Source organism: Paenibacillus thiaminolyticus, from assembly GCF_003591545.1.
GTDB lineage: Bacteria > Bacillota > Bacilli > Paenibacillales > Paenibacillaceae > Paenibacillus_B > Paenibacillus_B thiaminolyticus_A.
The window spans coordinates 228,325-251,409 of sequence record NZ_QYZD01000002.1 but is presented as its reverse complement, the minus strand read 5'-3'; the positions used below and the strand labels follow the sequence as shown (position 1 = coordinate 251,409).

Here is a 23,085-nt window from a genome sequence, read left to right as displayed (position 1 = left end):
ACCCAAAAGGAAGGGACTTGACGCGAAGCCCGAAACCAGCGTAAGGGAAGTACTAAAAAAAAAAAGAAACTCGCCATGTGCCAGAGGAGCAGTCGGGGAGCCATGAAGAGCATAGAACCGAGGTCGAACATACGGGTAGACCGTCTGGGGTGAAGTACCATCCAGTAACCCGGCCTATTGCCGTACAGGCTAACAAACCGGGTCTTGAGGGGAAGGAATCGGGGCATGAACGATAAGACGCCAAGCGTCAGGGACTTCCGTGAGGGAGTAAAGAATGGCAAGAAACGCAGATGGTACAGCCTTATCGACAAGATATGGGCGGAGCCAAATCTGAAAGAAGCCTATCTAGAGGTGAAACGTAACAGGGGAGGCGCAGGCGTAGACGGAGTGACCATTAAGGCATACGAGTCTGAGTTGGAGGACAATGTACAAGCCCTTCACCACGCACTGCGAACCAAAACGTACCGTCCGAAGCCGGTGAAGCGAGTGTACATACCGAAGGCGGACGGGACAGAGAGGCCCCTGGGCATCCCAACGGTAGGAGACCGAGTGGCACAAGCAGCAGCAAGGCGAATACTGGAGCCGATTTTTGAGGAGCTGTTTCTGGACTGCAGCTTCGGCTTCCGCCCGGGAAGAAGCGCACATATGGCGCTGGAGAAAATTCGCAAAGACTTGATGGATGGATATGTGTATGTGATAGACGCGGACCTGAAGGGCTACTTTGACACGATCCCGCATGAGAAATTAATTGATGCGGTACGTGAGGAAGTGGTGGATGGCAGCGTATTGGAGTTGATTCGACGCTTTTTGAGGGCAGGAGTCCTGGAGAACGGAAGTTTTTATCTAAACGAGCAAGGCACCCCGCAAGGAGGAGTAATAAGTCCGCTGCTGGCGAACATATACCTGCATCCGCTCGACAAGCTGATGACGGAGAGAGGTCACCGGATAACAAGATATGCGGATGATTTCGTCATCTGCTGCAAGTCGCAGAAAGGAGCAGAACGGGTAAGGAAGTCGGTAGTCGGCTTTCTGGAACAAGAACTTGGGCTGAAGGTGCACCCGGAGAAGACGAAGATTGTGGATAACCGGACAGAAGCTTTACTGTTTCTGGGATACGAACTACGGCAAAACCGGATGTATCCGTCGGAGAAGGCCAAAAAGAAGTTCAAGGAACGGGTGAAGGAGCTAACGCGCCGAAACCAGACAGTGAACGTCCAGAAACTGATAAAGAAGAAGTTGAACCCATACTTGCGAGGGTGGGGAAATTACTTCGGACGAGGACAGGGAGTAAAGTTCTTCAAGCAGATGGACGGCTGGATACGCAGAAGACTGCGAGCCGTACAGATGAGAAGCTGGAAGAAAATCGGCAAACTGCACCGAGAATTGCGTCGGAGAAACTTCGAAGGGGAGCTCCCGCAGCTAAGAATGACAGCGTGGAGAAATTCCCGCGGCTTCCATATTCAATATGTGATGCCGAATGAGTGGTTCCACGAGATAGGTCTGTGTTCTCTTGCTATGCTTTACAATGAACTGCATCCCCAAAGGGGATAGCGCTGGAGGAGCCGGATGCGATGACCCGCATGTCCGGATCTGTGAGAGGCCCATGCGATTACGTATGGGCCTACTCGATTGCATGCTTGTCCACGATCATGGTTCGCTGCTCCTCGACAAAAAAAGTAACAATCCCCCACCCACCTTTAGACAGACTTCGGATAGCCGCCTCTATATACTTATCCTTATCTCACGATAGATTGGCGGTACAAAAGGAGGGAGCGCTGTGACCGTCATCTATGCCGATCTCGTATTCGGGCTGAATCTAGCACTGGATTGGACGCTGCTGACGATGACCGCCTGGATGCGCGGACTCTCTCATTCCCGCTGGAAAGTAGCGGCCGGAGCGGGACTTGGAACGCTCTATGCCCTCGTGTTGTTTATTCCGGCTTTTCCGCTGCTGTACACCTATGCGGGAAAGATACTGATATCCATATTTATGCTGCTCATTGCATTTGGATTTCGCAATCCCGGATATTTTTTTAAAAATGTCGCCGTTTTTTATTTTTCGGCCTTTGTGCTCGCCGGCGGTGCCATCGGTATTCAGTATATGCTGCAAGATGCCAGGCTATGGTCGCTTGCTCATCGCACCTCGGAATGGCTATCTGCCAACGGCAACCGGATGCAGGCGGGCATGGGGCTGGTCATTGCAGCGCTGCCCGCCTCGTACGGGCTGTTCCGTCTCGTCTGGAAATGGAGCAAGCGGCAGCAGCAAGTGGCTCGGCAGTTGGTTACGGTGGATATTCGCATCGGTGACATACGCCGTCAAATGAGCGGATTGGTCGATACGGGCAATCATCTAAATGATCCGTTGAGCGGAGCGCCGGTGATGGTGACGGAAGCCCGGATATGGGAGGGCTGGCTGCCAGCGGACTGGCTGCAGCAGCTTGGCACCTCACAATCGCTCGACATGCTGGAATCGGTTAGCGGCGTCATCGATGTATCGAAGCTCCGGCTGCTGCCCTATCGCGGCGTCAATCAAGGTATGCAATGGATGATTGGCTTCAAACCGGATGAGATACGGATTACGACAGAGACGGAGACGCTGCTCTGCGATCGGGCCATTATCGGGCTCGACGGGGGCGTTCTATCACGGGACGGCGCCTTCCAGGCGATTGTCCATCCGGATCTGCTGGAGAACGGCCAGCAGATGCCGTCCGAGCCGGTTCCGACGGCTCATCGGGCATCATGACGCTCAAGCTTGGAACTAATGCCGTTGCAATCCGCCTCTTTCGGATTCCCGGCAAGAAGAAGAACCTGTGCAGCCACTGCGTTCGGTGATTACCACGTATATAGGAGGAGTAGCCATGCGCTTGAAATGGAAATTGATCATGCAGCTCTATTATTACCGACTGTTGTTCTTATTGGGATTAAAGCGCGACGAAATCTATTATATTGGCGGCAGCGAAGCGCTGCCTCCCCCGCTGACAAGGGAAGAGGAGGAGTACCTGCTCTCGAAGCTGAGCAGCGGGGAAGCCGCTGTGAGAGCGATGCTGATTGAGCGCAATCTGCGGCTTGTCGTCTACATTGCCCGCAAATTCGAGAATACAGGCATTCACATTGAGGATCTTGTCTCCATTGGGGCGATCGGGCTGATCAAAGCCGTCAACACGTTCGATCCAGAGAAGAAAATCAAGCTGGCCACGTATGCGTCGCGCTGCATAGAGAATGAGATATTAATGTATTTGCGCCGCAACAGCAAGACGAGAACCGAAGTGTCCTTCGATGAGCCGCTGAACATAGACTGGGACGGCAATGAGCTGCTGCTAAGCGATGTGCTCGGCACCGAGAACGATACGATATATAAAAATATCGAAGAGCAGGTCGACCGCAAGCTGCTTCACAAGGCGCTTGACAAGCTGAGCGAGCGGGAGCGGCTCATTATGGAGCTGCGATTCGGCTTGTCCGACGGAGAGGAGAAAACGCAAAAGGATGTGGCCGATCTGCTCGGCATTTCCCAGTCATATATATCCCGATTGGAGAAGCGAATAATAAAGCGCTTGCGCAAGGAATTCAATAAAATGGTGTGACCGCGATTTTGCTTGATCCATAGCGAGTTTGCGCTGATCCTCCGCTTAGAGGGAGATAAATAAGGAATAAAATTGCACCCCGGGGAGATAATGTACATTAATGTTTCACCCTGGGAGGTAGTCACGAATGACCCGAAACAAAGTCGAAATTTGCGGTGTCGATACATCGAAGTTACCCGTCCTCACGAACGCCGAAATGAGAGAATTGTTCGTGGCTCTGCAGGAGCGGAATGAACGTTCCGCACGGGAGAAGCTGGTCAACGGCAACTTGCGTCTTGTCCTTAGCGTCATTCAGCGCTTCAACAATCGCGGCGAATTCGTCGATGATTTGTTCCAAGTCGGATGCATTGGCCTGATGAAGGCCATCGATAACTTCGATCTGGGGCAGAACGTTAAATTTTCCACCTATGCCGTACCGATGATTATCGGCGAGATCCGAAGATATTTGCGGGACAACAACCCGATCCGCGTATCCCGCAGCTTGCGGGACATTGCCTACAAGGCGCTGCAGGTTCGTGATTCCTTGACCAATCTAAATTCGCGGGAGCCTACGATTGTTGAAATCTCGGAAGCATTGAACGTTCCTAAGGAGGATGTCGTCTTCGCATTGGATGCGATACAGGATCCGGTTTCTCTCTTTGAACCGATTTATCATGACGGCGGCGATCCGATATACGTCATGGATCAGATAAGCGATGATAAAAATAAGGACGTAACCTGGATCGAGGAAATTGTGCTCCGGGAAGCGATGCGGAAGTTGAACGAGAGAGAGAAAATGATTTTATCGATGCGTTTTTTTGAAGGGAAAACCCAGATGGAGGTAGCGGATGAAATCGGCATATCTCAAGCGCAGGTATCCCGGTTGGAGAAATCAGCTATCAATCAAATGCAAAAGCATGTGCGAACGTAACTCGGTTACGACCATTGTGCAGCCGTCCGCCTCGAAGCGGCGGCTTTTTTTGTGCCAAAGAGCAGGAAGAGGACATTTTGGAGGCTTCGGACATATAACTATATTAGGAGAGGATGTTCAAAAAAGTCCGCATTCGCACGCGGACAATGAGCATTCTTGCTTCGGAAAGTGCGAAAGGACAACTCCAAAATAAATGCATAGTGGGGATCCCGATGAAAATATCCGATTTTCAAACGAAAGATGTTATCAATATTGTAGACGGCAAAAAATTAGGGCAAGTTAGTGATGTCGAGCTGGATTTGAAGCAAGGGCGCATCGATGCGATCGTCGTGCCCAATTACAGCAAGTTCCTCGGTTTTTTCGGCGGGGGCTCCGAGCTGGTCATTCCGTGGCGGAACATTGTCAAAATCGGCGCCGATGTTGTTCTCGTCAAGATGGAGGAGGCGAAGGCTTCCGCTCGGGCGGAGGAATACGAGACAACGGTTCTGCTTCCGAGACCGTAGGCTTCCGGCTGGAGTTTGTGGTACACTGGAGGTTGAGGTGAACGGTATGGAACCTTTTGTACGACGTCAAGGCAACAAGCCGGATGAACCGGGCGTGCTCGAACTCGCCGGCTGGATGGCCGGCACGCCCGGGCTGGCGGCCGGGTTTACGACCCGGATGGGCGGGGTGAGCCAGGGCTGCTTCGATTCACTCAACTGCGCCCTTCATGTGCGCGATACGGAGGAGGATGTCATCGCGAACCGGCGGCGAGTCGCCGAGGCTGCTGGCATTCCGTTTGAGAACTGGGTATGCGGAGAGCAGGTGCACGGCAATCGCGTGCACGTAGTTACGGAGGAAGACCGGGGCCGGGGCTGGTTCGGCCGGGCCAGCGCGATTCAAGATGCGGATGCGCTCGTGACCAATACAGAAGGGGTGATGCTGGCCTCCTTTTACGCTGATTGCGTGCCGCTTATTTTTCTCGATCCGGTGAAGCGGGTCGTGGCGGTGGCGCATGCGGGCTGGAAGGGAACGGTAACCCAGATTGGCCCTGAGACGGTACATATGATGCAGAAGCGCTATCACAGTTCGATCGAGCATATAAGAGCGGCCATCGGACCTTCGATCGGTCCGTGCTGCTATGAGGTGGACAACCGGGTCCTGGATCAGGTACGGGCAGTGTGGAACGAAGAGGCAGGCGAGGCGGAGCGCCCTGTCATTCGATCTTCCCGGCCGGGACATGCATGGCTCGATTTGAGGGAATTGAATCGACAATTGTTGAAACAAGCAGGAATTTTGCCAACAAATATCGAATGTACTAATTTGTGCACCGGCTGCGATACCGGCATGTTTTTTTCCCACCGCAAGGAAGGGGGAGCAACCGGCCGCATGATGAGCTTTATTGGTTGGAAGAAGGGATGACGACATGACGCTGCAGCAGAGAATCGAAGCTGTAGAACGACGGATACAGGAAGCATGCGCCCGAGCGGGGCGCAATCGGGAGGACGTCCGGACGATCGCCGTGACGAAGTATGTGTCGCTGGATCGGACGGGAGAGGCAATCGCGGCCGGCCTGAAGCACGTCGGGGAGAACCGCTGGCAGGATGCGGAAGCGAAGTGGATGCGGTACGGCGAGCGGGCGGCCTGGCATTTTATCGGAACCCTGCAGTCGAACAAGGCGAAGGATGTTGTCGGCAAGTTCGCATACATCCATTCGCTGGACCGTCTCTCCTTGGCCAAGGCGATAGAGAAGCGTGCTGCCGAATTGGATCACCTCGTCCGTTGCTTCATTCAGGTTAATATATCAGGTGAAGCTTCGAAGCAAGGATTGCTGCCGCAGGAAGTCGCGCCTTTCCTCGAAGAGTTGAAGGCATTCCCGCGCATTCAGCCCATTGGGCTGATGACGATGGCGCCGTATGAAGCGGAGCCGGAAGAGACGAGACCGGTCTTCCGCGGTCTACGCCAATTGCGGGATGAATTGAACGAGACGCGGACTGAACCGCTTGCCCATCTGTCGATGGGCATGTCGAACGACTTCGAGATCGCCGTTGAGGAAGGGGCGACGTGGATTCGGCTCGGCTCCATTCTGGTAGGGAAAGAGAGGGAAGAATGATGGGCGTAATGAACCGTTTCATGAATTTTCTCGGATTGCAGGAAGAGGAAGAAGTCGTCGAACGAGAGCAGATCACCCATGCGGATGATCAGGAGTTGGAAGCGCCTGCCTTCGATCAACGCAAGGGCGCGAGAGGATCCAACATCGTGAGCATCCATTCGCAGAAGGCTTCCAAGGTCGTCTTGTACGAGCCGCGATCCTATGATGAAGCGCAGGAGATCGCCGATCATTTGCGTTCCCGGCGGTCTGTCATCATTAATCTGCAGCGCGTCCGCAATGATCAGGCGCTGCGGATCATTGATTTCCTGAGCGGAACGGTGTACGCGCTGAGCGGCAACATTTCCAAGCTTGGAAGCAATATTTTCATCTGCACTCCGGACAATATCGAGATTCAAGGTTCGATAACGGAGATGTTTGCGGAGGATTTCGAATACACACAAACGAGGTGACCTGCTGTTGCTGGAATATACGATTATTCAGTATTTGGGCTATCTGTATGAAATTTATACGTGGCTCATCATTATTTATGTGTTGATGTCCTGGCTCCCGAATGTCCGTGAGAGCTTTATCGGCGAAATTTTAGGCAAGATTGTCGAGCCGTATTTGGGTCTGTTCCGGCGCATTATCCCGCCGATTGGCGGCATGCTCGATATTTCCCCGATCATCGCCCTGTTTGCGCTCCGCTTCGTGTACATGGGACTGGTAGCCGTTGTGCAGTACCTGTTCTAGATACGCGATGCGCACGGTACAGAAGAACGGCAAAAGGCGGAATGAGGAATGAAGGGTAACGAGAAGCTGTATGTCCACTTCCATCCCGACGAGCGTGAGTTCGTCGATCGCGCGTGGGAGTGGATACGGCGCGCGTCCGAAGGACATGAGGTTAAGCGGACGGACTTTTTGGATCCGAGGCAGGCTTATATTACGGCGACGCTGGTGAACCGGAGCCGGGATGTTCAGCTGCGGCTGGACGGCGGTTCCGGGCAGGCAGAGCGCAAGCGGGCCTTAGTCGCGCCCGATTATGTATATGCCGAAGGGGAAGATATGGGAATCTCCGTACTCCAGATCACCTCACCTGACCGAAAGTGGGACGAGCTGGAGCATGGTGATTTTCTTGGCGCGCTCCTGGGCTTGGGCATCAAGCGGGAGAAGATTGGGGATATTCATGTCTCCCCCGATCGCTGCCATGTGCTAGTAACGGAGGAGATGGCGCCGTTCGTAAATACGCATCTGCGCCAGGTTCACCGGGTGAGCGTCTTGACGGACATCCTTCCTCTGTCCGAATTGCATGCGGCGGACGCGGAGATGAAGACGGCGAAGCTGAGCGTCGCTTCCTTGCGTCTGGACGGAATTGCTAGCGACGTGTTCCGCTTGAGCCGCACGAAGATCGTGGCGCCTATCAAGGCGGGCCGCTGCAAGGTCAATTGGAAGGTGGAAGAGAACCCTTCCGCCCCGCTTGAAGCGGGGGACGTCGTCTCCTTGCAGGGCTTCGGGCGGTTCAAGGTTATCGATGTGGAAGGGTTGACGAAGAAGGGCCGCTATTGGGTTACGGTCGGGACGTTCACCTGATGATCTTGCGGCACGCTTGTGCAGGAATTTTGACAGGGGATGTCGAATTGCATATGAATCGCTGCAAGGCTTGTAATTATTAGGAGGTGCACAGCATGCCATTGACACCACTCGATATACATAATAAGGAATTTAGCCGCAAGCTGCGCGGTTACGATGAAGATGAAGTGAATGAATTTCTAGATCAGATTATTAAAGATTTCGAGGCGCTTATCCGGGAGAACAAAGAGATGCAGAACCATGCGCTCAATCTGCAGGAGAAGCTGGACCACTTCGCCAACCTGGAGGAGACGCTTAGCAAGACGATCATTGTCGCCCAGGAAGCGGCGGATGAAGTGAAGAACAACGCTAAGAAGGAAGCTCAACTTATCCTGAAGGAAGCGGAGAAGAATGCCGATCGGATCATCAACGATTCGCTGGCCAAATCGCGAAAGGTAGCGATCGAGATCGAGGAGCTGAAGAAGCAGGCGTCCATCTACCGCACACGCTTCCGCACGCTGGTCGAGGCGCAACTGGAGCTGTTGAGCCAGGACGGCTGGGACGGGCTGGAGCGGGCGGAACGGACCGAAGTGAAGGAGCTTTATTGAGCATCCGGCCGGATATTTGACATTTCGCGCAAAACGCGATATAACTATGTATTATTCCATACGTTGTATGCTAGATACGGCCCGGATCGAATCCCGGCCGCATTATATATCGCATATTCAATGACGGGAACGCGCCGTCACGACTGTTGTTCACCAGAGAATCGGGATGGGTGGGAACCGATGAACACAACGTGACCGGACATCATCCCGGAGAAGGCAAGCCGAATACCCGGCGGTGCGCGGCATCGCGGCGGAGGTAAGTTTGTCCGGCAGCCGGCCGTTATCCGGGAGCGCCAGCAGATTGCTGCGCGTACAGAGTGCCATTCCGCCCGATTATGGCGGCGGTGATGGAACAAGGGTGGTAACGCGAGAGACCTCGTCCCTTTTGGGATGGGGTTTTTTTATGTTCTATCAGGTATTTATTTGGATGAGAAAGGAAGAGTAACCGTGAAAAAAGTGGATGTGAAAGAGCGGGCCCGCGAGCGGGAGCAGCGGGTATTGCAGAGATGGAATGAACAGAATACGTTCCAGAAATCGATTGAACAGCGCGAAGGCAAGCCGAACTATGTGTTCTATGAAGGACCTCCCACGGCGAACGGGGCGCCGCATATCGGGCATGTGCTGGGCCGGGTTATCAAGGACTTCATCGGCCGCTACAAGACGATGTCCGGTTACCGCGTTCTCCGCAAGGCTGGCTGGGATACGCACGGATTGCCCGTTGAGCTGGGCGTGGAGAAGCAGCTGGGCATCTCCGGCAAGCAGGAGATCGAGAAATACGGGGTCGAGGAATTCGTCAAAAAATGCAAGGCCAGCGTCTTCGAGTATGAAAAGCAATGGCGGGAACTGACGGAAGCGATCGGCTACTGGACCAATCTGGACGATCCGTATATTACGCTGGATAATCGCTATATCGAAAGCGTATGGCATATTTTGTCCACGATTCACAACAAAGGCTTGCTGTACCGCGGCCACCGCGTTAGCCCGTACTGCCCGTGCTGCCAGACGACCCTCAGCTCGCATGAGGTGGCGCAAGGATATGAGACGGTCAAGGATCTGTCGGCCACCGTCAAGTTCAAGCTGAAGGACAGCGGGGAGAACGTGCTGGCCTGGACGACGACGCCATGGACGCTGCCGGCCCATGCGGCGCTGGCTATGAACCCGGACATGGATTATGTGCGGGTGCAGCAGGAGGACGGCGTATATATCGTGGCCAAAAATCTCGTCGATGACGTGATGCAGGGCGAGTATACGATTTTGTCGGAGCATAAAGGCGCTGAATTTATCGGAAAGACCTATGATGCGCCATTCCCCTATATCAAGCCGGAGAAAGGCCATCTTATCGTCGCGGCCGGGTTCGTCACGGACGCGAGCGGAACCGGGATCGTCCATATGGCGCCGGCGCACGGGGAAGACGACTACAAGAGCTGCCGCGACAACGGCATCAGCTTCGTCAGCGTCGTGGACACCCACGGGCGCTATACGCCGGAAGTAACCGACTTCGCAGGCCGCTTCGTCAAAGATTGCGATATTGACATCGTCAAGGCGCTGTCCGAGCAGAAGACGCTCTACAGCAAGGAAAAATACGAGCACAGCTATCCTTTCTGCTGGCGTTGCAAATCACCGCTGCTCTATTATGCGACGGAATCCTGGTTCATTAAGACAACAGCGGTTAAAGATCAATTAATTGCAAACAACAGCAAGGTGGACTGGTATCCATCTCATATTCGGGAAGGCCGCTTCGGCAACTTCCTTGAAGATCTTGTCGACTGGAATATTAGCCGGAACCGCTATTGGGGAACGCCGCTCAACGTATGGGTATGCTCCTCCTGTAAGGAAGAATATTCTCCTGGCAGCCGCGAAGAGCTGATCGCGCGCGCGGTCGGGCCTGTATCGGAGGATATCGAGCTTCACAAGCCGTATGTCGACGAAGTGAAGCTGCGCTGCCCGCACTGCGAGCATGGCGTGATGGAGCGTACGCCGGAAGTTATCGACGTATGGTTCGATAGCGGCTCCATGCCGTTCGCCCAGTTCCATCACCCATTCGGCAATGAACAGGCATTCAACGAGCAGTATCCGGCCGATATGATCTGTGAAGGGATCGACCAGACGCGCGGCTGGTTCTTCAGCCTGCTGGCCGTATCGACGCTGTACAAAGGCAAGGCGCCATACAAGGCCGTGATTGCAACGGGTCATATTTTGGATGAGAACGGACAAAAAATGTCCAAATCGAAAGGCAATGTCATTGATCCGTGGGAGATTATTAACGAGTACGGGACCGATGCTTTCCGTTGGGCGCTCCTGTCGGACAGCGCGCCATGGAACTCGAAGCGCTTCTCGAAGCAGATTGTGGCGGAAGCGAAGTCCAAGGTCATCGACACGCTCGTCAACACCCATGCCTTCTATGTGCTCTATGCCAATATCGATCAGTATGATGCGCAAGCTTATGAAGAGCGCGCATCCGCCAACAAGCTGGACCGCTGGATTCTGTCCCGTCTTCACACGCTTATCGGGACGGTGACGAAGGGGCTGGAGGCGAATGACTTCCTGAATCCGGCCAAAGCGATCGAAGCTTACGTGGACGAACTGAGCAATTGGTACATCCGCCGTTCCCGCGACCGCTTCTGGGGCAGCGGCATGACCGATGACAAGCTGTCTGCTTACCAGACGCTGCGCAAGGTGCTCCTGACCTTGGCGAAGCTGGTCGCGCCTTATGCGCCGATGGTTGCGGACGATATCTACACCAATCTGGGCGGCGAACGCGAGAGCGTGCACCTGGACGACTATCCGCAAGCGGACGGGGCGCTCATTGATACGGAGCTGGAGCAAGATATGGAGACAGCCCGCCAGATCGTAGAGCTGGCCCGCAGTGTCCGCAACGAGACCGGAATCAAGACGAGGCAACCTCTCTCCGAGCTGATCATTTCCCTTGACCGGCCGTTCCATCTGGCCGATTATGAGGCGGTCATCCAGGATGAGATCAATGTGAAGCAGATTCGTCTGGAGACGAGCGACAGCGGATTTGTCGACTTCGTCCTGAAGCTCAATCTGAAGGTCGCGGGCAAGAAGTACGGCAAAAACGTCGGCCCGATGCAGAACGCCTTGAAGTCGATGTCCGCAGAAGAGACGCGGCGTATCGTCGAGCAGGGACAGTGGGCATTCACGGCAGCGGATGGTGAAGAATTGACGGTAACGCACGATGAACTGCTCGTCGAGAAGCAGGCGAAGGCCGGGTTTGCCTCGGCTTCGGGCTACCAAATGACCGTGGCGCTCAACACCGAAATTACGCCGGAGCTGGAGCAAGAGGGTTGGGTGCGTGAAGTCGTCCGCGGCATTCAGGATACGCGGAAGAAGCTGGATCTCCCGATCGAGAAGCGGGTCGATCTCGTCATTGCCGCCGACGCGGGGCTGACCGCGGCCATTCAGACGTTCGATGCGACGCTGCGCGATAATGTGCTGGTCGCTTCGGTTACCTTCGGTGAAGTCGAAGGCATGGATACGATCGAGGTCGGTTCGAAGACGATTCGGGTGCGGATCACGTAATGCCCTTGGGGCGGATCGAATCTGTGCGGAATGAGCAGCCTGACTCGTGGCAACAATAAGACAGGCGCTTGAATCCGGAATGTGGGATGGAAGAAGAGCGTGGACCTTGCGGGGAACCGGAAGGTCACGCTCTTTTTTGCCATTCGGCTTGTACGAGGAGGCGTAATTCGCATGCAACAAGAGGAGAAGGACAAGCGGGACATCCTAACTGGGAAGGAAGAAATTTGTACGGAAATTCCGGCCGATGTACCGCAAAATGAGTGGGAAGAACGGCAAATGATGAAGACGATTCATGATTATACGGTCAGTCTCGCGCAAAAAATGGAGAAATCCCGGCTTGACGAGTATACGGCATTGCTTTTCAATCCCCGCAGGCTGATCTGGGTCAATGTGATAGGCGGTATCGCTCGGGGAGTCGGTATCGCCATCGGAGTCACGTTGTTCACTGCAGTGATTGCCTATATTTTGCAGCTTCTCGGCGCTTTGAACTTGCCGATTATCGGCGACTTCATTGCGGATCTGGTCCGGATCGTGCAGCGCCAGCTGGATACGAAGATGTATTGAAGAACCAGGCGAGAGAACTTTAATGATAAGCGTCGCCGGCATTCTCGGAGCCGTCTTGCGAATAGGCTGTCTCGTCCGGCTCGAGCAGCGGCTCTCCTTCCCCGCTGTCCATATAGTGCCGATAACGCCGATTGCGTACGATGTACACATCGCTTCCGGTCATATCCGTGGCGACGAAGCTCTCGAACGATTCGACGAAGCCGTCGACATCGTCAGACGCTTCAATGTACATATTGTCATAGTCATCAATATTGCCGTCCTCCTGCATCGCCGGAGTATTCGATGTGCCCCACGATTCGACAATTTGCCAGGCGTCTTCCCCGTCGAAGCCGTTCTGGGTGTCCAGTTCGTCCAGACTGGTGCGCCCGAAGGGAGGCATCAGGAATTGCTCCTCCACCGGCCGGCGGTCGGACACTTCGCGCTGCGGCTCATGCTCGATGCAGTACATCGTAAAAGGCACGGCTTCCAGCCGTTCGTACGGAATCGGTTGCTCACAGACCGCACAAATGCCGTAAGTGCCCTTGTCGATCTGAGCGAGGGCGCTATGAATGCGATCGAGCAGAAATTCATCATGCTCATTCAAGGCGATGTCCTTGCCACGTTCATACAGTTCGGTGGCGAGATCCCCCGGGTGATTGTCCACATTAGACAATTCCCCCGTATTTTCGCGGAGCGAACGGGATAATCCGTAATGGTTGCTGTGAGATAGCTTGCGGCTCAGTTGGGCCTCTTTGTCAAGCAGCGTCTGCTTGAGCGACTCCAATTGCTGTGATGTTAACGAATTCATGGCAGCCGTACTCCTTCCTAAAAGGTGTCGTCTGCTTTATAGCATGTGCGATCGGGCGGAAAAACTACGTGGAAAAACGGTGACGGATTGGGTTGTATTGGACGTTATTTTTCAACCTGTGATACAATGGGCGGGGAATCAATGCCGTTTCGGCACCTTTTTGGAGTGCATCCTACATCCTGTAAATGAGGTGACAGTTATCTGTGTGGTACTATATTATCGCTGTGATCGTGTTCGTCATCGATCAAGGCACCAAATGGATTATCGCGACCCGATTAACGCTATATGAGCAAATTCCGGTAATCGGCAATTTTTTCTTAATTACGTCGCACCGCAATACCGGAGCCGCGTTCAGCATTCTTGAAGATCAGCGTTGGTTTTTCATCATTGTCACGATCATTGTTGCTTCCGGCATTATTTGGTATATGTACAAAATTCGGCATCAACAAGGACATATTTTGCCTATCGGCCTGAGCCTTATCCTTGGAGGAGCACTCGGCAATTTCCTTGATCGGCTGCTGACGGGCGAGGTTGTCGATTTTCTTCAATTCAATTTCGGATCGTATACGTTCCCGATCTTCAATGTCGCCGACATGGGCATTACGATCGGCGTTGGCTTCGTGCTGCTTGACGCGATGCTGTCCGTGAAGCGGGAAAAGGCGCTCGAGGCCGAGATCCAACGGCATGAAGCCGAGCATGGCCGTCCAGAGGACGGACAATCGAAGGAAGGATCGACACAATGACAGACTTACGAACAACATCGTCGGAGGAAGACAATCAAGAAGGCTTGGAACAGGATGTGCTGTTATGGACGGTAACCGACGCGGAAGCCGGAGAGCGCATCGATAAATACATAACCGAATCGTTGGAGGAACCGGTATCCCGTTCGCAGGTCCAGCTCTGGATTCGGGATGCTCATGTGCTTGTGAACGGGCGGAGCGTCAAGCCGAATTATAAGGTTGGCGCCGGAGACGAGATCGAGCTGCGGATTCCGGAACCAGCCTCAACGGATATCGTCCCGGAGGAGATTCCGCTCGATATTTATTACGAGGATGCCGATGTCATCGTCATCAACAAACCGCGCGGAATGGTCGTTCATCCCGCGCCAGGTCATCTGTCGGGAACGGTGGTGAACGCCCTTATGCACCATTGCCGCGATCTGTCCGGCATTAACGGCGAGCTTCGTCCCGGCATCGTGCATCGCATCGACAAGGATACGTCCGGCCTGCTGATGGCAGCAAAGAACGACCGCGCTCATACGGAGCTGGCGGCACAGCTCAAAGCTCATACGGTGCTGCGGAAATATAAGGCGCTCGTTCACGGCAATCTGGCGCATGATCAGGGCACGATCGATGCTCCGATCGGCCGCGATCCGCATGACCGGAAAATGTTCGCGGTGACCGATCGCAACAGCAAGCGGGCGGTGACTCATTTCCAGGTGGCCGAGAGGTTCGGGGATGTCACCTTGGTTGAACTGCAACTGGAGACGGGCAGAACCCATCAGATCCGCGTCCATATGAAATATATCGGCCATCCGCTCGTCGGTGATCCGATGTATACGCGCGGCGTGCGCGGCATAACGATGCACGGCCAAGCCCTTCATGCGGCTACCTTGGGTTTCGTTCATCCTGCAAGCGGCCAACTGCAGCAGTTCGAGGCTCCGCTGCCGGACGATATGGAGCATCTGCTCTACATGCTGCGTAACCGGTAGGATGGAACCCCGGCAGGGCGGAGTCGGAGAAGATATCCCGCTGGTTCGAGAAAACGTATTGACAAGTCGAGAGCAAAGTGGGATAATTCATAGCGAACCAAATATTGAACCTTTAAATCAGTCCCGAGAGGCTGGCAAGGTAACGTTCGTAACGAGAAGATTCGTGACGCGAGAGAACGGAGGAGTATGGGCTGCCTGTGAGCAGAGTATTCTTCATCATGTCTCTTGCTGGATGTCGCGGCCTTCTGCGCTATCATCGAGTAATGAACTCCTTGCCTGTGGGCAAGGAGTTTTTTTGTGCCCCGCGATGTGAATAATAACGCCTCTGTGGAACATGCCAAATGCAACGGATAAGCGAAGGGAGTTATGCATTCATGAGTACAGCGGATTGGAACATCATTATGGACGAGATAGCGATACGAAGAGCCTTGACCCGCATCACACATGAGATTCTGGAACGGAACAAGGGGATAGACAACTGTGTGCTGGTTGGCATCCGCACGCGCGGCATCTACTTGGCGCACCGGATTGCCGAACGAATCCGGCAGATTGAGAATATGGATATCCCGGTCGGGGAGCTGGATATTACGCGCTACCGCGATGACGCCAAGCGCGAGCCGGAGCAGAACGGCGAGCTCAGCGCCTCCTTCCCGATTCACGACAAGAAAATCATTCTGTGTGATGATGTCCTGTATACGGGTCGCACCATTCGGGCAGCGATGGACGCCTTGATGGACCAAGGACGGCCGCAAATGATTCAATTGGCTGTCCTGGCGGACCGCGGCCACCGCGAGCTGCCGATACGACCGGATTATGTGGGCAAGAACGTTCCTACCTCTAGAACCGAAGAGATTGTAGTTGCCTTGAAGGAAGTCGATGGTTCAGATGAAGTGAAAATCATACATCACAGGGGGTAATCAACATGGCGGTAGTTCAACTGGAGCGTTCGATAAGAGAACGGAGCTTGCTTGGTTTGAAGGAGATGAGCAAGCAGGAGATGGAGTCCATTTTGGACCGTGCCGATTACTGGAATCGTCAGCCCAACAAAGTAAGTCATGTGCTCAAGGACAAATTCGCGACGAACCTGTTCTTCGAGAGCAGCACCCGAACCCGCTGTTCGTTCGAGGTGGCCGAGAAGCGGCTTGGCGCGGAAGTCATTAATTTCACGACCCAGGCTTCCAGTGTGGAAAAAGGAGAGTCCATCTATGATACGGTGCGGACGCTCGAATCGATGGGGATGGATGCGGGCGTTATCCGCTTGAAGCCGGTAGGTCTCTTGGAACAAATTGCGGAGCGGGTCAAGATGCCGCTTGTGAATGCCGGAGACGGCAACAACGAGCATCCGACGCAGGCGCTTCTCGATATGTACACGATGCGGAAGCATTTCGGAGAGCTGTCCGGTCTGAATGTGACTATCGTGGGGGATATCCAGCATAGCCGGGTCGCGCGCTCGAATCTGTGGGCGCTGCGGAAGTTCGGAGCGAAGGTCAGCTTCTGCGCTCCGGAGCATATGCGGGCGAACGACCTGGATGCCCCGTACATCTCAATTGAAGAAGCCGTGCAGGCCGATGTCGTCATGATGCTGCGCCTTCAGCTGGAGCGGCATCAAGGTGACAAGATCGGGCCGGCGGAGGAATATCGGACCCATTACGGATTGACACTTGAACGCGTTGAAGGGATGAAGCCACACAGCATCATTATGCATCCGGCTCCGGTGAACCGCAATGTCGAAATCGACGACGCTGTGGTTGAATGCGAACAGGCACGCATCTTTGACCAGATGGCTAATGGGGTGCCGATACGGATGGCGGTTATGGAGCGGGCCATGGCGTAACCCACAGGGGCGCGTCAACATGTGGGACTATCGGAATCAAGTACAGGGATGAGAGGGGATCGTCATCATGTTAGTGATAGCTAATGCGAACATATTAAATGAAGCAGGCGAACTTCAGCTTGCGGATTTGTGGATAGAGGATGGACAAATCAAAAAAATCGTTCCTGCCGGCTCGGAACCGGCCGGAACGGCCGAAGTATGCGATGTGCAAGGCAAATTCGTCTCGGCGGGCTTCATCGATATGCACGTGCATCTGCGCGAGCCCGGCTTCGAACATAAGGAAACTATCGCAACCGGTACGCGTTCGGCTGCCAAAGGCGGATTTACGACCATTGCCTGCATGCCGAATACTCGCCCGGTGCTGGGCACTCCGGAGATGATTCGCTCCATCTATGACAAAGCGGAGGCGGAAGGCATCGTGAAGGTGCTTCCGTACGCCTCCATCACGGTCAATGAGCTGGGCCGGGAGCTGACCGACTTCGCCGCTTTGAAGGAAGCCGGCGCGATTGGCTTCACTGACGATGGTGTCGGTGTCCAGAACGCACAGGTGATGAAGGACGCCATGACTCTAGCTAAGAAATTGGACATGCCGGTCATCGCCCACTGCGAGGATGATTCGCTTGTCAAGGGGCGGGCGGTCACCGAAGGAGAGTTCGCCCGCAAGCACGGACTGAAGGGAATTCCGAATGAATCGGAAGCGATTCATGTCGGCCGCGACATTCTGCTGGCGGAAGCTACAGGCGCCCATTATCATGTGTGTCACGTTAGCACGGAGCAATCGATACGCCTTATCCGGCAGGCGAAGCAGTTGGGCATTCGCGTCACTGCGGAAGTATGTCCGCACCATCTGCTGCTCTCGGATGAAGATATTCCAGGAATGGACACGAACTGGAAAATGAACCCGCCGCTGCGCACGCCTCGCGACGTCGCAGCTTGCATCGAAGGGCTGGAGGATGGAACGATTGATATTCTCGTCACCGACCATGCGCCGCATAGCGAAGAAGAGAAGGCCAAAGGAATGGAGCTTGCGCCCTTCGGCATCGTCGGTCTGGAGACGGCCTTCCCGCTGCTCTATACCCGCTTCGTGGCGACCGGGAAATGGACGTTGTCCTTCCTCATCCGGCGGATGACGACGGACCCGGCCAATGTATTCGGACTGTCGGCCGGACGGTTGGTGCCGGGAGCGCCTGCCGATATTACGGTGATAGACCTGGAAGCGGAACATGAGGTGAACCCGGAAGAGTTCCTGTCCAAAGGCCGGAACACGCCGTTCACGGGGTGGAAGCTCAAGGGATGGCCGGTCATGACGCTGGTCGACGGTCGCATCGTATGGAGCAAGCAATAATTCGGCCTGGGACTCTATCGCAATACATCTCAATTGACCTTTTACCCTTATGAAAATCAATACAAAGACTTCGTATTCTGGCTGTCAGGATACCGACATGATAGATTGACCGTCCCGCAAGGACCGGCAGAGAGCGAGGAGTGAGAGATATGCAGGCTAGATTATTATTGGAGGATGGCACGCTGTTCACGGGGGCCGGATTCGGCGCAGACGGTGAGACGACGGGAGAGGTCGTGTTCAGCACTGGGATGACAGGATACCAGGAGGTGCTGTCCGACCCGTCCTACTGCGGCCAAATTGTGACGATGACCTATCCGCTTATCGGCAATTACGGCATTACCCGGGATGACTTCGAGGCGATTCGCCCGTATGTGCACGGCTTCGTCGTCCGCCGTCATGAGCTGGTGCCCAGCAACTGGCGTGCCGAATATTCGGTCGACCGCCTGCTGAAGGAATACGGCGTGGTCGGCATCAGCGGCATCGATACGCGGATGTTGACGCGCAAGCTCCGTCACTACGGCACGATGAAGGGGCTCCTAACGACAGGGAGCGAGCCGGTCGAAGCGCTGATGGAACGGCTTGGCGGCACGGAATCGCGTACGGACCAGGTTGCGCTCACTTCTACGAAGCATATTTACTCCTGCCCTGGAGAGGGCCCTCGCGTCGTACTGGTTGATTACGGCGCAAAGAGCGGAATTCTCAGAGAGCTGACGAAGCGCGGCTGCGATGTCGTCGTCGTGCCTCATGACACGACGGCCGATGAGATTCGGCGCCTTCGTCCGGACGGCATCCAATTGTCGAACGGGCCCGGGGATCCGAAAGATGTGCCGCATGCGGTAGCCACCGTCCGCGAGCTTATCGGGGAATTCCCGCTGTTCGGCATCTGCCTCGGCCATCAAATCTTCGCGCTCGCTTGCGGAGCGGATACCGGCCGGCTGAAGTTCGGACACCGCGGCGGCAACCACCCGGTCAAAGAGCTGGCGACGAACCGCTGCTATATTACATCGCAAAATCATGGCTATACCGTAGTGGAGGAATCCGTCAAGGGCACGGACCTGCAGGTTACCCATATCAATAATAACGACAAGACGATCGAAGGGTTGAAGCATGCGACGGCGCCTGCCTTCTCGGTGCAGTATCATCCGGAAGCTTCACCGGGACCGTATGACAGCAGCTATCTGTTCGACCAATTCCTCGCTATGATTCGCGAGCATCAGAGCCATCGGACATCGGTACCGCGTCAGGCGGAACTTGCCGCACAGCTGAAAGGAGCGCGTTAATATGCCGAAGAATACAGACCTCAAAAAAATACTCGTCATCGGTTCCGGGCCGATTGTCATCGGCCAGGCGGCAGAGTTCGATTACGCCGGAACGCAGGCCTGTCAGGCATTGAAGGAAGAGGGCATCGAAGTGGTGCTTATCAACAGCAACCCGGCTACGATTATGACCGATACCAATATGGCGGACAAAGTATATATTGAGCCGATTACGCTTGATTTCGTCACTCAAATCATTCGCCAGGAGCGTCCCGACGGCTTGCTGCCGACGCTCGGCGGGCAGACCGGGCTCAACATGGCGGTCGAGCTGGCGCGCGCAGACGTGCTTGAGCAGGAAAATGTAAAGCTGCTCGGCACGCAGCTCGAAGCGATTGAACGTGCCGAAGACCGGGATATGTTCCGCGAGCTGATGCGCGAGCTGGAGCAGCCGGTGCCGGAGAGCACGATCGTGACGTCGGTGGAGGAAGCGGTCGAGTTCGCGAACAGCATCGGCTATCCGATTATTGTACGACCTGCCTATACGCTGGGCGGCACAGGCGGAGGCATCTGCGACAACGAAGAAGAGCTGCGCGACATCGTCGCCTCCGGCATTCGCTACAGCCCGATTGGCCAATGTCTGATTGAGAAGAGCATCGCTGGCATGAAGGAAATCGAGTACGAAGTCATGCGCGACGCCAATGATAACTGCATTGTCGTCTGTAATATGGAGAACTTCGACCCGGTAGGCGTGCACACGGGCGACAGCATCGTCGTGGCGCCAAGCCAGACGCTGTCGGATCGGGAGTACCAGATGCTGCGTTCCGCCTCGCTCAAAATCATCCGCGCGCTCAACATCGAGGGCGGTTGCAACGTGCAGTTCGCACTGGACCCGCACAGCTATCAATACTATGTCATTGAAGTGAATCCGCGGGTAAGCCGTTCGTCGGCGCTTGCGTCCAAGGCGACGGGCTACCCGATTGCGAAGATGGCCGCCAAAATCGCGGTCGGCTACACGCTGGATGAGATAGTAAATCCGGTTACGGGACAGACTTATGCATGCTTCGAGCCAACACTGGACTATATCGTATCAAAAATTCCGCGCTGGCCGTTCGATAAATTCACGCAAGCGAACCGGAAGCTCGGCACTCAGATGAAGGCGACCGGGGAAGTGATGGCGATTGGCAGGACGTTCGAGGAATCGATGCACAAAGCGGTGCGCTCGCTCGAAATCGGCGTCCATCGCCTGTACTTGCCGGAAGCGGAGCAGCTCGATAATGACGAGCTGGAAGCACGCCTCAAATCACCGGACGATGAGCGGCTGTTCCTGCTTGCGGAAGCGTTCCGCCGCGGTTATGAGCTGCAGCGTCTGCATGATATCACGAAGATTGACTGGTGGTTCCTGGATAAAATTGAAGGCATCATCGCCTTTGAAGCGCGGATTAAGGAAGAGTCGGCTCTGAGCGAGCAGACACTCTATGAGGCGAAGCGCATGGGCTTCACGGACCGCGCCATTGCGGAGCTTCGCCAAGCAGCCCATCCGGGCCTGGCCCACACGACGGAAGCAGAGGTATCCGCGCTACGCAAGGAGCTTGGTCTCCGGCCGGTCTATAAAATGGTAGATACTTGCGCGGCGGAATTCGAAGCTTCCACTCCGTACTATTACTCGACCTACGAGACGGAGAATGAAGTCATGCCTACCGAGAAAGAGAAGATTCTCGTCCTCGGCTCCGGCCCGATTCGGATCGGGCAAGGGATTGAATTCGACTATTCGACCGTGCATGCGGTATGGGCTATCCAGGACGCAGGCTATGAGGCGGTCATCATCAATAACAATCCGGAGACGGTCTCGACTGACTTCAACACATCGGATCGGCTCTACTTCGAGCCGCTGTTCTTCGAAGACGTCATGAATCTCATCGAGCAGGAGCAGCCGGTCGGCGTCATCGTCCAGTTCGGCGGCCAGACCGCAATTAACTTGGCGGCTCCGCTCGCGAAGGCAGGGGTGCGGATTCTCGGCTCCAGCCTGGAGAGCATCGATGAAGCGGAGGACCGCAAAAAGTTCGAAGCGCTCTTGTCGCGCCTCGGCATCGCGCAGCCGACCGGAAGCACCGTCACATCGGTCGACGAAGCGGTCGGCACGGCACAGCGCATCGGGTATCCGGTGCTTGTCCGTCCGTCCTACGTCCTCGGCGGACGCGCGATGGAAATCGTCTACTCGGATACAGAGCTGCTCAACTATATGGAATATGCGGTTAAAATCAATCCGGAGCATCCGGTCCTTATCGACCGCTATATGCTGGGCAAGGAAGTCGAGGTCGATGCGATTTGCGACGGCGACACGGTGCTCATTCCGGGTATTATGGAGCATGTGGAGCGGGCCGGGGTACACTCGGGCGACTCGATTGCGGTCTACCCGCCACAGCATCTATCCCAGGAGCTGCAGCAGCAGGTGGTTGACATTACGATTCGCATCGCGAAGGAATTGAAGACGATTGGACTTATCAATATTCAGTTCGTAATCTATCAAAATCAAGTTTATGTCATCGAGGTCAATCCGCGCTCGTCCCGTACGGTGCCGTTCCTGAGCAAGGTAACCAATATTCCGATGGCCAACGTCGCGACCAAGCTCATTCTTGGCGCGAAGCTGAACGGCCTCGGGTATCAGGAAGGCCTGTGGCCGGAAGACGACCATGTCTCGGTGAAGGTGCCGGTCTTCTCCTTCGCCAAGCTGCGCCGGGTCGAGCCGACGCTCGGACCGGAGATGAAGTCGACCGGGGAAGTGATGGGTCGTGACAAGCAGTATGCCAAAGCGCTCTACAAGGGCCTCATCGGTTCGGGTATGAAGATACCGACAACCGGCGCCATTATTTGCACGGTGGCGGATAAGGACAAGGAAGAAGCGGTGCAATTGATGAGCGGCTTCGCCGCTCTCGGCTATAAGCTGATAGCGACCGGCGGGACCGCTACGGCGCTGGAGGAAGCGGGGTTGAACGTCAAGCGCGTCAACAAGCTGACGGAAGGGAATCCGAATATTCTCGACCTCATCCGGAACGGGGAAGCCCATTTCGTCGTCAATACGCTGACGAAGGGCAAGACTCCGGAACGGGATGGCTTCCGCATCCGCCGCGAGGCGGTGGAGAACGGCGTCGTCTGCATGACCTCGCTGGATACGGTGCGCGCGCTGCTCGAGATGCTGGAGCAGATTAACTTCTCTTCGCGTCCGATGCCGGCCATCCGGAAATAACGAACAGATATAGATGCGCGAAAGCAATCGGGGAGGCCTGCGGGCCTCCCCGATTGGCGGGATGCGCA

21 protein-coding genes are annotated in these 23,085 nt (G+C 55.1%); 20 read left to right on the top strand and 1 reads right to left on the bottom strand.

Going from position 1 to position 23,085, the window contains the following annotated elements; translation table 11 throughout:
* The first annotated feature begins 225 nt into the window (after nt 1-225).
* The 13 genes from ltrA (at nt 226) to DQX05_RS30525 (ending at nt 12,840) form a co-directional block, all read left to right on the top strand.
* On the top strand, nt 226-1,551 hold the full coding sequence (gene ltrA, locus DQX05_RS04075; protein WP_119791089.1) for a group II intron reverse transcriptase/maturase: 1,326 nt from the start codon (nt 226-228) through the stop codon (nt 1,549-1,551).
* A 226-nt stretch (nt 1,552-1,777) separates the two neighbouring features.
* A complete protein-coding gene (locus DQX05_RS04070) occupies nt 1,778-2,743 on the top strand; it encodes a sigma-E processing peptidase SpoIIGA (RefSeq protein WP_119791087.1) in 966 nt (321 codons plus the stop codon).
* Nucleotides 2,744-2,858: 115 nt separating this feature from the next.
* Nucleotides 2,859-3,581 (top strand): RNA polymerase sporulation sigma factor SigE, encoded by a 723-nt coding sequence (sigE, locus tag DQX05_RS04065; protein ID WP_006675641.1) that lies wholly within the window; start codon nt 2,859-2,861, stop codon nt 3,579-3,581.
* Nucleotides 3,582-3,708: 127 nt separating this feature from the next.
* The gene (gene sigG / locus DQX05_RS04060) at nt 3,709-4,491 is read left to right on the top strand and encodes an RNA polymerase sporulation sigma factor SigG (protein WP_119791085.1); all 783 of its coding nucleotides are present in this window, start codon (nt 3,709-3,711) and stop codon (nt 4,489-4,491) included.
* 212 nt (nt 4,492-4,703) lie between these two features.
* A complete protein-coding gene (locus DQX05_RS04055) occupies nt 4,704-4,994 on the top strand; it encodes a YlmC/YmxH family sporulation protein (RefSeq protein ID WP_119791440.1) in 291 nt (96 codons plus the stop codon).
* Between the two features lie 46 nt (nt 4,995-5,040).
* Nucleotides 5,041-5,892 carry a peptidoglycan editing factor PgeF gene (pgeF, locus tag DQX05_RS04050; protein ID WP_119791083.1) on the top strand — a complete coding sequence of 284 codons (852 nt, stop codon included), beginning with the start codon at nt 5,041-5,043 and terminating at the stop codon, nt 5,890-5,892.
* 4 nt (nt 5,893-5,896) lie between these two features.
* Entirely contained in the window at nt 5,897-6,583 is a 687-nt protein-coding gene (locus DQX05_RS04045) for a YggS family pyridoxal phosphate-dependent enzyme (protein WP_119791082.1), read from the top strand.
* Nucleotides 6,583-7,032, top strand: a complete 450-nt coding sequence (locus DQX05_RS04040) for a cell division protein SepF (RefSeq protein ID WP_119791438.1) — start codon at nt 6,583-6,585, stop codon at nt 7,030-7,032. Before DQX05_RS04045 ends, DQX05_RS04040 begins: the two co-directional genes overlap by 1 nt.
* A gap of 7 nt (nt 7,033-7,039) precedes the next feature.
* On the top strand, nt 7,040-7,312 hold the full coding sequence (locus DQX05_RS04035) for a YggT family protein (RefSeq protein ID WP_087442168.1): 273 nt from the start codon (nt 7,040-7,042) through the stop codon (nt 7,310-7,312).
* Between the two features lie 48 nt (nt 7,313-7,360).
* Nucleotides 7,361-8,149, top strand: coding sequence for a YlmH family RNA-binding protein (locus DQX05_RS04030; protein ID WP_119791080.1), 789 nt, complete (start codon nt 7,361-7,363; stop codon nt 8,147-8,149).
* Between the two features lie 95 nt (nt 8,150-8,244).
* The gene (locus DQX05_RS04025) at nt 8,245-8,736 is read left to right on the top strand and encodes a DivIVA domain-containing protein (protein ID WP_119791078.1); all 492 of its coding nucleotides are present in this window, start codon (nt 8,245-8,247) and stop codon (nt 8,734-8,736) included.
* A gap of 447 nt (nt 8,737-9,183) precedes the next feature.
* On the top strand, nt 9,184-12,276 hold the full coding sequence (gene ileS, locus DQX05_RS04015) for an isoleucine--tRNA ligase (RefSeq protein ID WP_119791074.1): 3,093 nt from the start codon (nt 9,184-9,186) through the stop codon (nt 12,274-12,276).
* 171 nt (nt 12,277-12,447) lie between these two features.
* Complete coding sequence (locus DQX05_RS30525) at nt 12,448-12,840, top strand: DUF5665 domain-containing protein (RefSeq protein ID WP_182914611.1); 393 nt, start codon at nt 12,448-12,450, stop codon at nt 12,838-12,840.
* Between the two features lie 19 nt (nt 12,841-12,859).
* On the opposite strand, the gene DQX05_RS04005 is transcribed toward DQX05_RS30525, so the two are convergent.
* Nucleotides 12,860-13,627, bottom strand: coding sequence for a TraR/DksA C4-type zinc finger protein (locus DQX05_RS04005; RefSeq protein ID WP_119791072.1), 768 nt, complete (start codon nt 13,625-13,627; stop codon nt 12,860-12,862).
* Between the two features lie 203 nt (nt 13,628-13,830).
* Here DQX05_RS04005 and lspA point away from each other — a divergent pair, with 203 nt between their 5' ends.
* The 7 genes from lspA to carB all read left to right on the top strand — a co-directional run bounded on the left by lspA (nt 13,831) and on the right by carB (nt 23,017).
* Nucleotides 13,831-14,370, top strand: a complete 540-nt coding sequence (gene lspA / locus DQX05_RS04000; protein WP_119791071.1) for a signal peptidase II — start codon at nt 13,831-13,833, stop codon at nt 14,368-14,370.
* The gene (locus tag DQX05_RS03995) at nt 14,367-15,338 is read left to right on the top strand and encodes an RluA family pseudouridine synthase (protein WP_119791069.1); all 972 of its coding nucleotides are present in this window, start codon (nt 14,367-14,369) and stop codon (nt 15,336-15,338) included. The genes lspA and DQX05_RS03995 overlap by 4 nt, the downstream gene beginning before the upstream one ends.
* Nucleotides 15,339-15,712: 374 nt before the next feature.
* Nucleotides 15,713-16,255 carry a bifunctional pyr operon transcriptional regulator/uracil phosphoribosyltransferase PyrR gene (gene pyrR, locus DQX05_RS03990; protein WP_006675656.1) on the top strand — a complete coding sequence of 181 codons (543 nt, stop codon included), beginning with the start codon at nt 15,713-15,715 and terminating at the stop codon, nt 16,253-16,255.
* A gap of 5 nt (nt 16,256-16,260) precedes the next feature.
* Nucleotides 16,261-17,172, top strand: coding sequence for an aspartate carbamoyltransferase catalytic subunit (locus DQX05_RS03985; protein WP_119791067.1), 912 nt, complete (start codon nt 16,261-16,263; stop codon nt 17,170-17,172).
* Nucleotides 17,173-17,239: 67 nt separating this feature from the next.
* The gene (locus DQX05_RS03980) at nt 17,240-18,517 is read left to right on the top strand and encodes a dihydroorotase (protein WP_119791065.1); all 1,278 of its coding nucleotides are present in this window, start codon (nt 17,240-17,242) and stop codon (nt 18,515-18,517) included.
* A 149-nt stretch (nt 18,518-18,666) separates the two neighbouring features.
* Nucleotides 18,667-19,797 carry a carbamoyl phosphate synthase small subunit gene (locus DQX05_RS03975; RefSeq protein ID WP_119791063.1) on the top strand — a complete coding sequence of 377 codons (1,131 nt, stop codon included), beginning with the start codon at nt 18,667-18,669 and terminating at the stop codon, nt 19,795-19,797.
* 1 nt (nt 19,798) lies between these two features.
* Nucleotides 19,799-23,017: a carbamoyl-phosphate synthase large subunit gene (gene carB / locus DQX05_RS03970; RefSeq protein WP_119791061.1), complete on the top strand. Its 3,219-nt coding sequence runs from the start codon at nt 19,799-19,801 to the stop codon at nt 23,015-23,017.
* Nucleotides 23,018-23,085 lie beyond the last annotated feature (68 nt).

Excerpts from the sequence above, each read along its gene's own strand:
- ltrA (WP_119791089.1), top strand. The coding sequence starts at position 226 with ATGAACGATAAGACGCCAAGCGTCAGGGACTTCCGTGAGGGAGTAAAG.
- sigE (WP_006675641.1), top strand. The coding sequence starts at position 2,859 with ATGCGCTTGAAATGGAAATTGATCATGCAGCTCTATTATTACCGACTG.
- sigG (WP_119791085.1), top strand. The coding sequence starts at position 3,709 with ATGACCCGAAACAAAGTCGAAATTTGCGGTGTCGATACATCGAAGTTA.
- DQX05_RS04055 (WP_119791440.1), top strand. The coding sequence starts at position 4,704 with ATGAAAATATCCGATTTTCAAACGAAAGATGTTATCAATATTGTAGAC.
- pgeF (WP_119791083.1), top strand. The coding sequence starts at position 5,041 with ATGGAACCTTTTGTACGACGTCAAGGCAACAAGCCGGATGAACCGGGC.
- DQX05_RS04045 (WP_119791082.1), top strand. The coding sequence starts at position 5,897 with ATGACGCTGCAGCAGAGAATCGAAGCTGTAGAACGACGGATACAGGAA.
- DQX05_RS04040 (WP_119791438.1), top strand. The coding sequence starts at position 6,583 with ATGGGCGTAATGAACCGTTTCATGAATTTTCTCGGATTGCAGGAAGAG.
- DQX05_RS04030 (WP_119791080.1), top strand. The coding sequence starts at position 7,361 with ATGAAGGGTAACGAGAAGCTGTATGTCCACTTCCATCCCGACGAGCGT.
- DQX05_RS04025 (WP_119791078.1), top strand. The coding sequence starts at position 8,245 with ATGCCATTGACACCACTCGATATACATAATAAGGAATTTAGCCGCAAG.
- DQX05_RS30525 (WP_182914611.1), top strand. The coding sequence starts at position 12,448 with ATGCAACAAGAGGAGAAGGACAAGCGGGACATCCTAACTGGGAAGGAA.
- DQX05_RS04005 (WP_119791072.1), bottom strand. The coding sequence starts at position 13,627 with ATGAATTCGTTAACATCACAGCAATTGGAGTCGCTCAAGCAGACGCTG.
- DQX05_RS03995 (WP_119791069.1), top strand. The coding sequence starts at position 14,367 with ATGACAGACTTACGAACAACATCGTCGGAGGAAGACAATCAAGAAGGC.
- pyrR (WP_006675656.1), top strand. The coding sequence starts at position 15,713 with ATGAGTACAGCGGATTGGAACATCATTATGGACGAGATAGCGATACGA.
- DQX05_RS03985 (WP_119791067.1), top strand. The coding sequence starts at position 16,261 with ATGGCGGTAGTTCAACTGGAGCGTTCGATAAGAGAACGGAGCTTGCTT.
- DQX05_RS03980 (WP_119791065.1), top strand. The coding sequence starts at position 17,240 with ATGTTAGTGATAGCTAATGCGAACATATTAAATGAAGCAGGCGAACTT.
- DQX05_RS03975 (WP_119791063.1), top strand. The coding sequence starts at position 18,667 with ATGCAGGCTAGATTATTATTGGAGGATGGCACGCTGTTCACGGGGGCC.
- carB (WP_119791061.1), top strand. The coding sequence starts at position 19,799 with ATGCCGAAGAATACAGACCTCAAAAAAATACTCGTCATCGGTTCCGGG.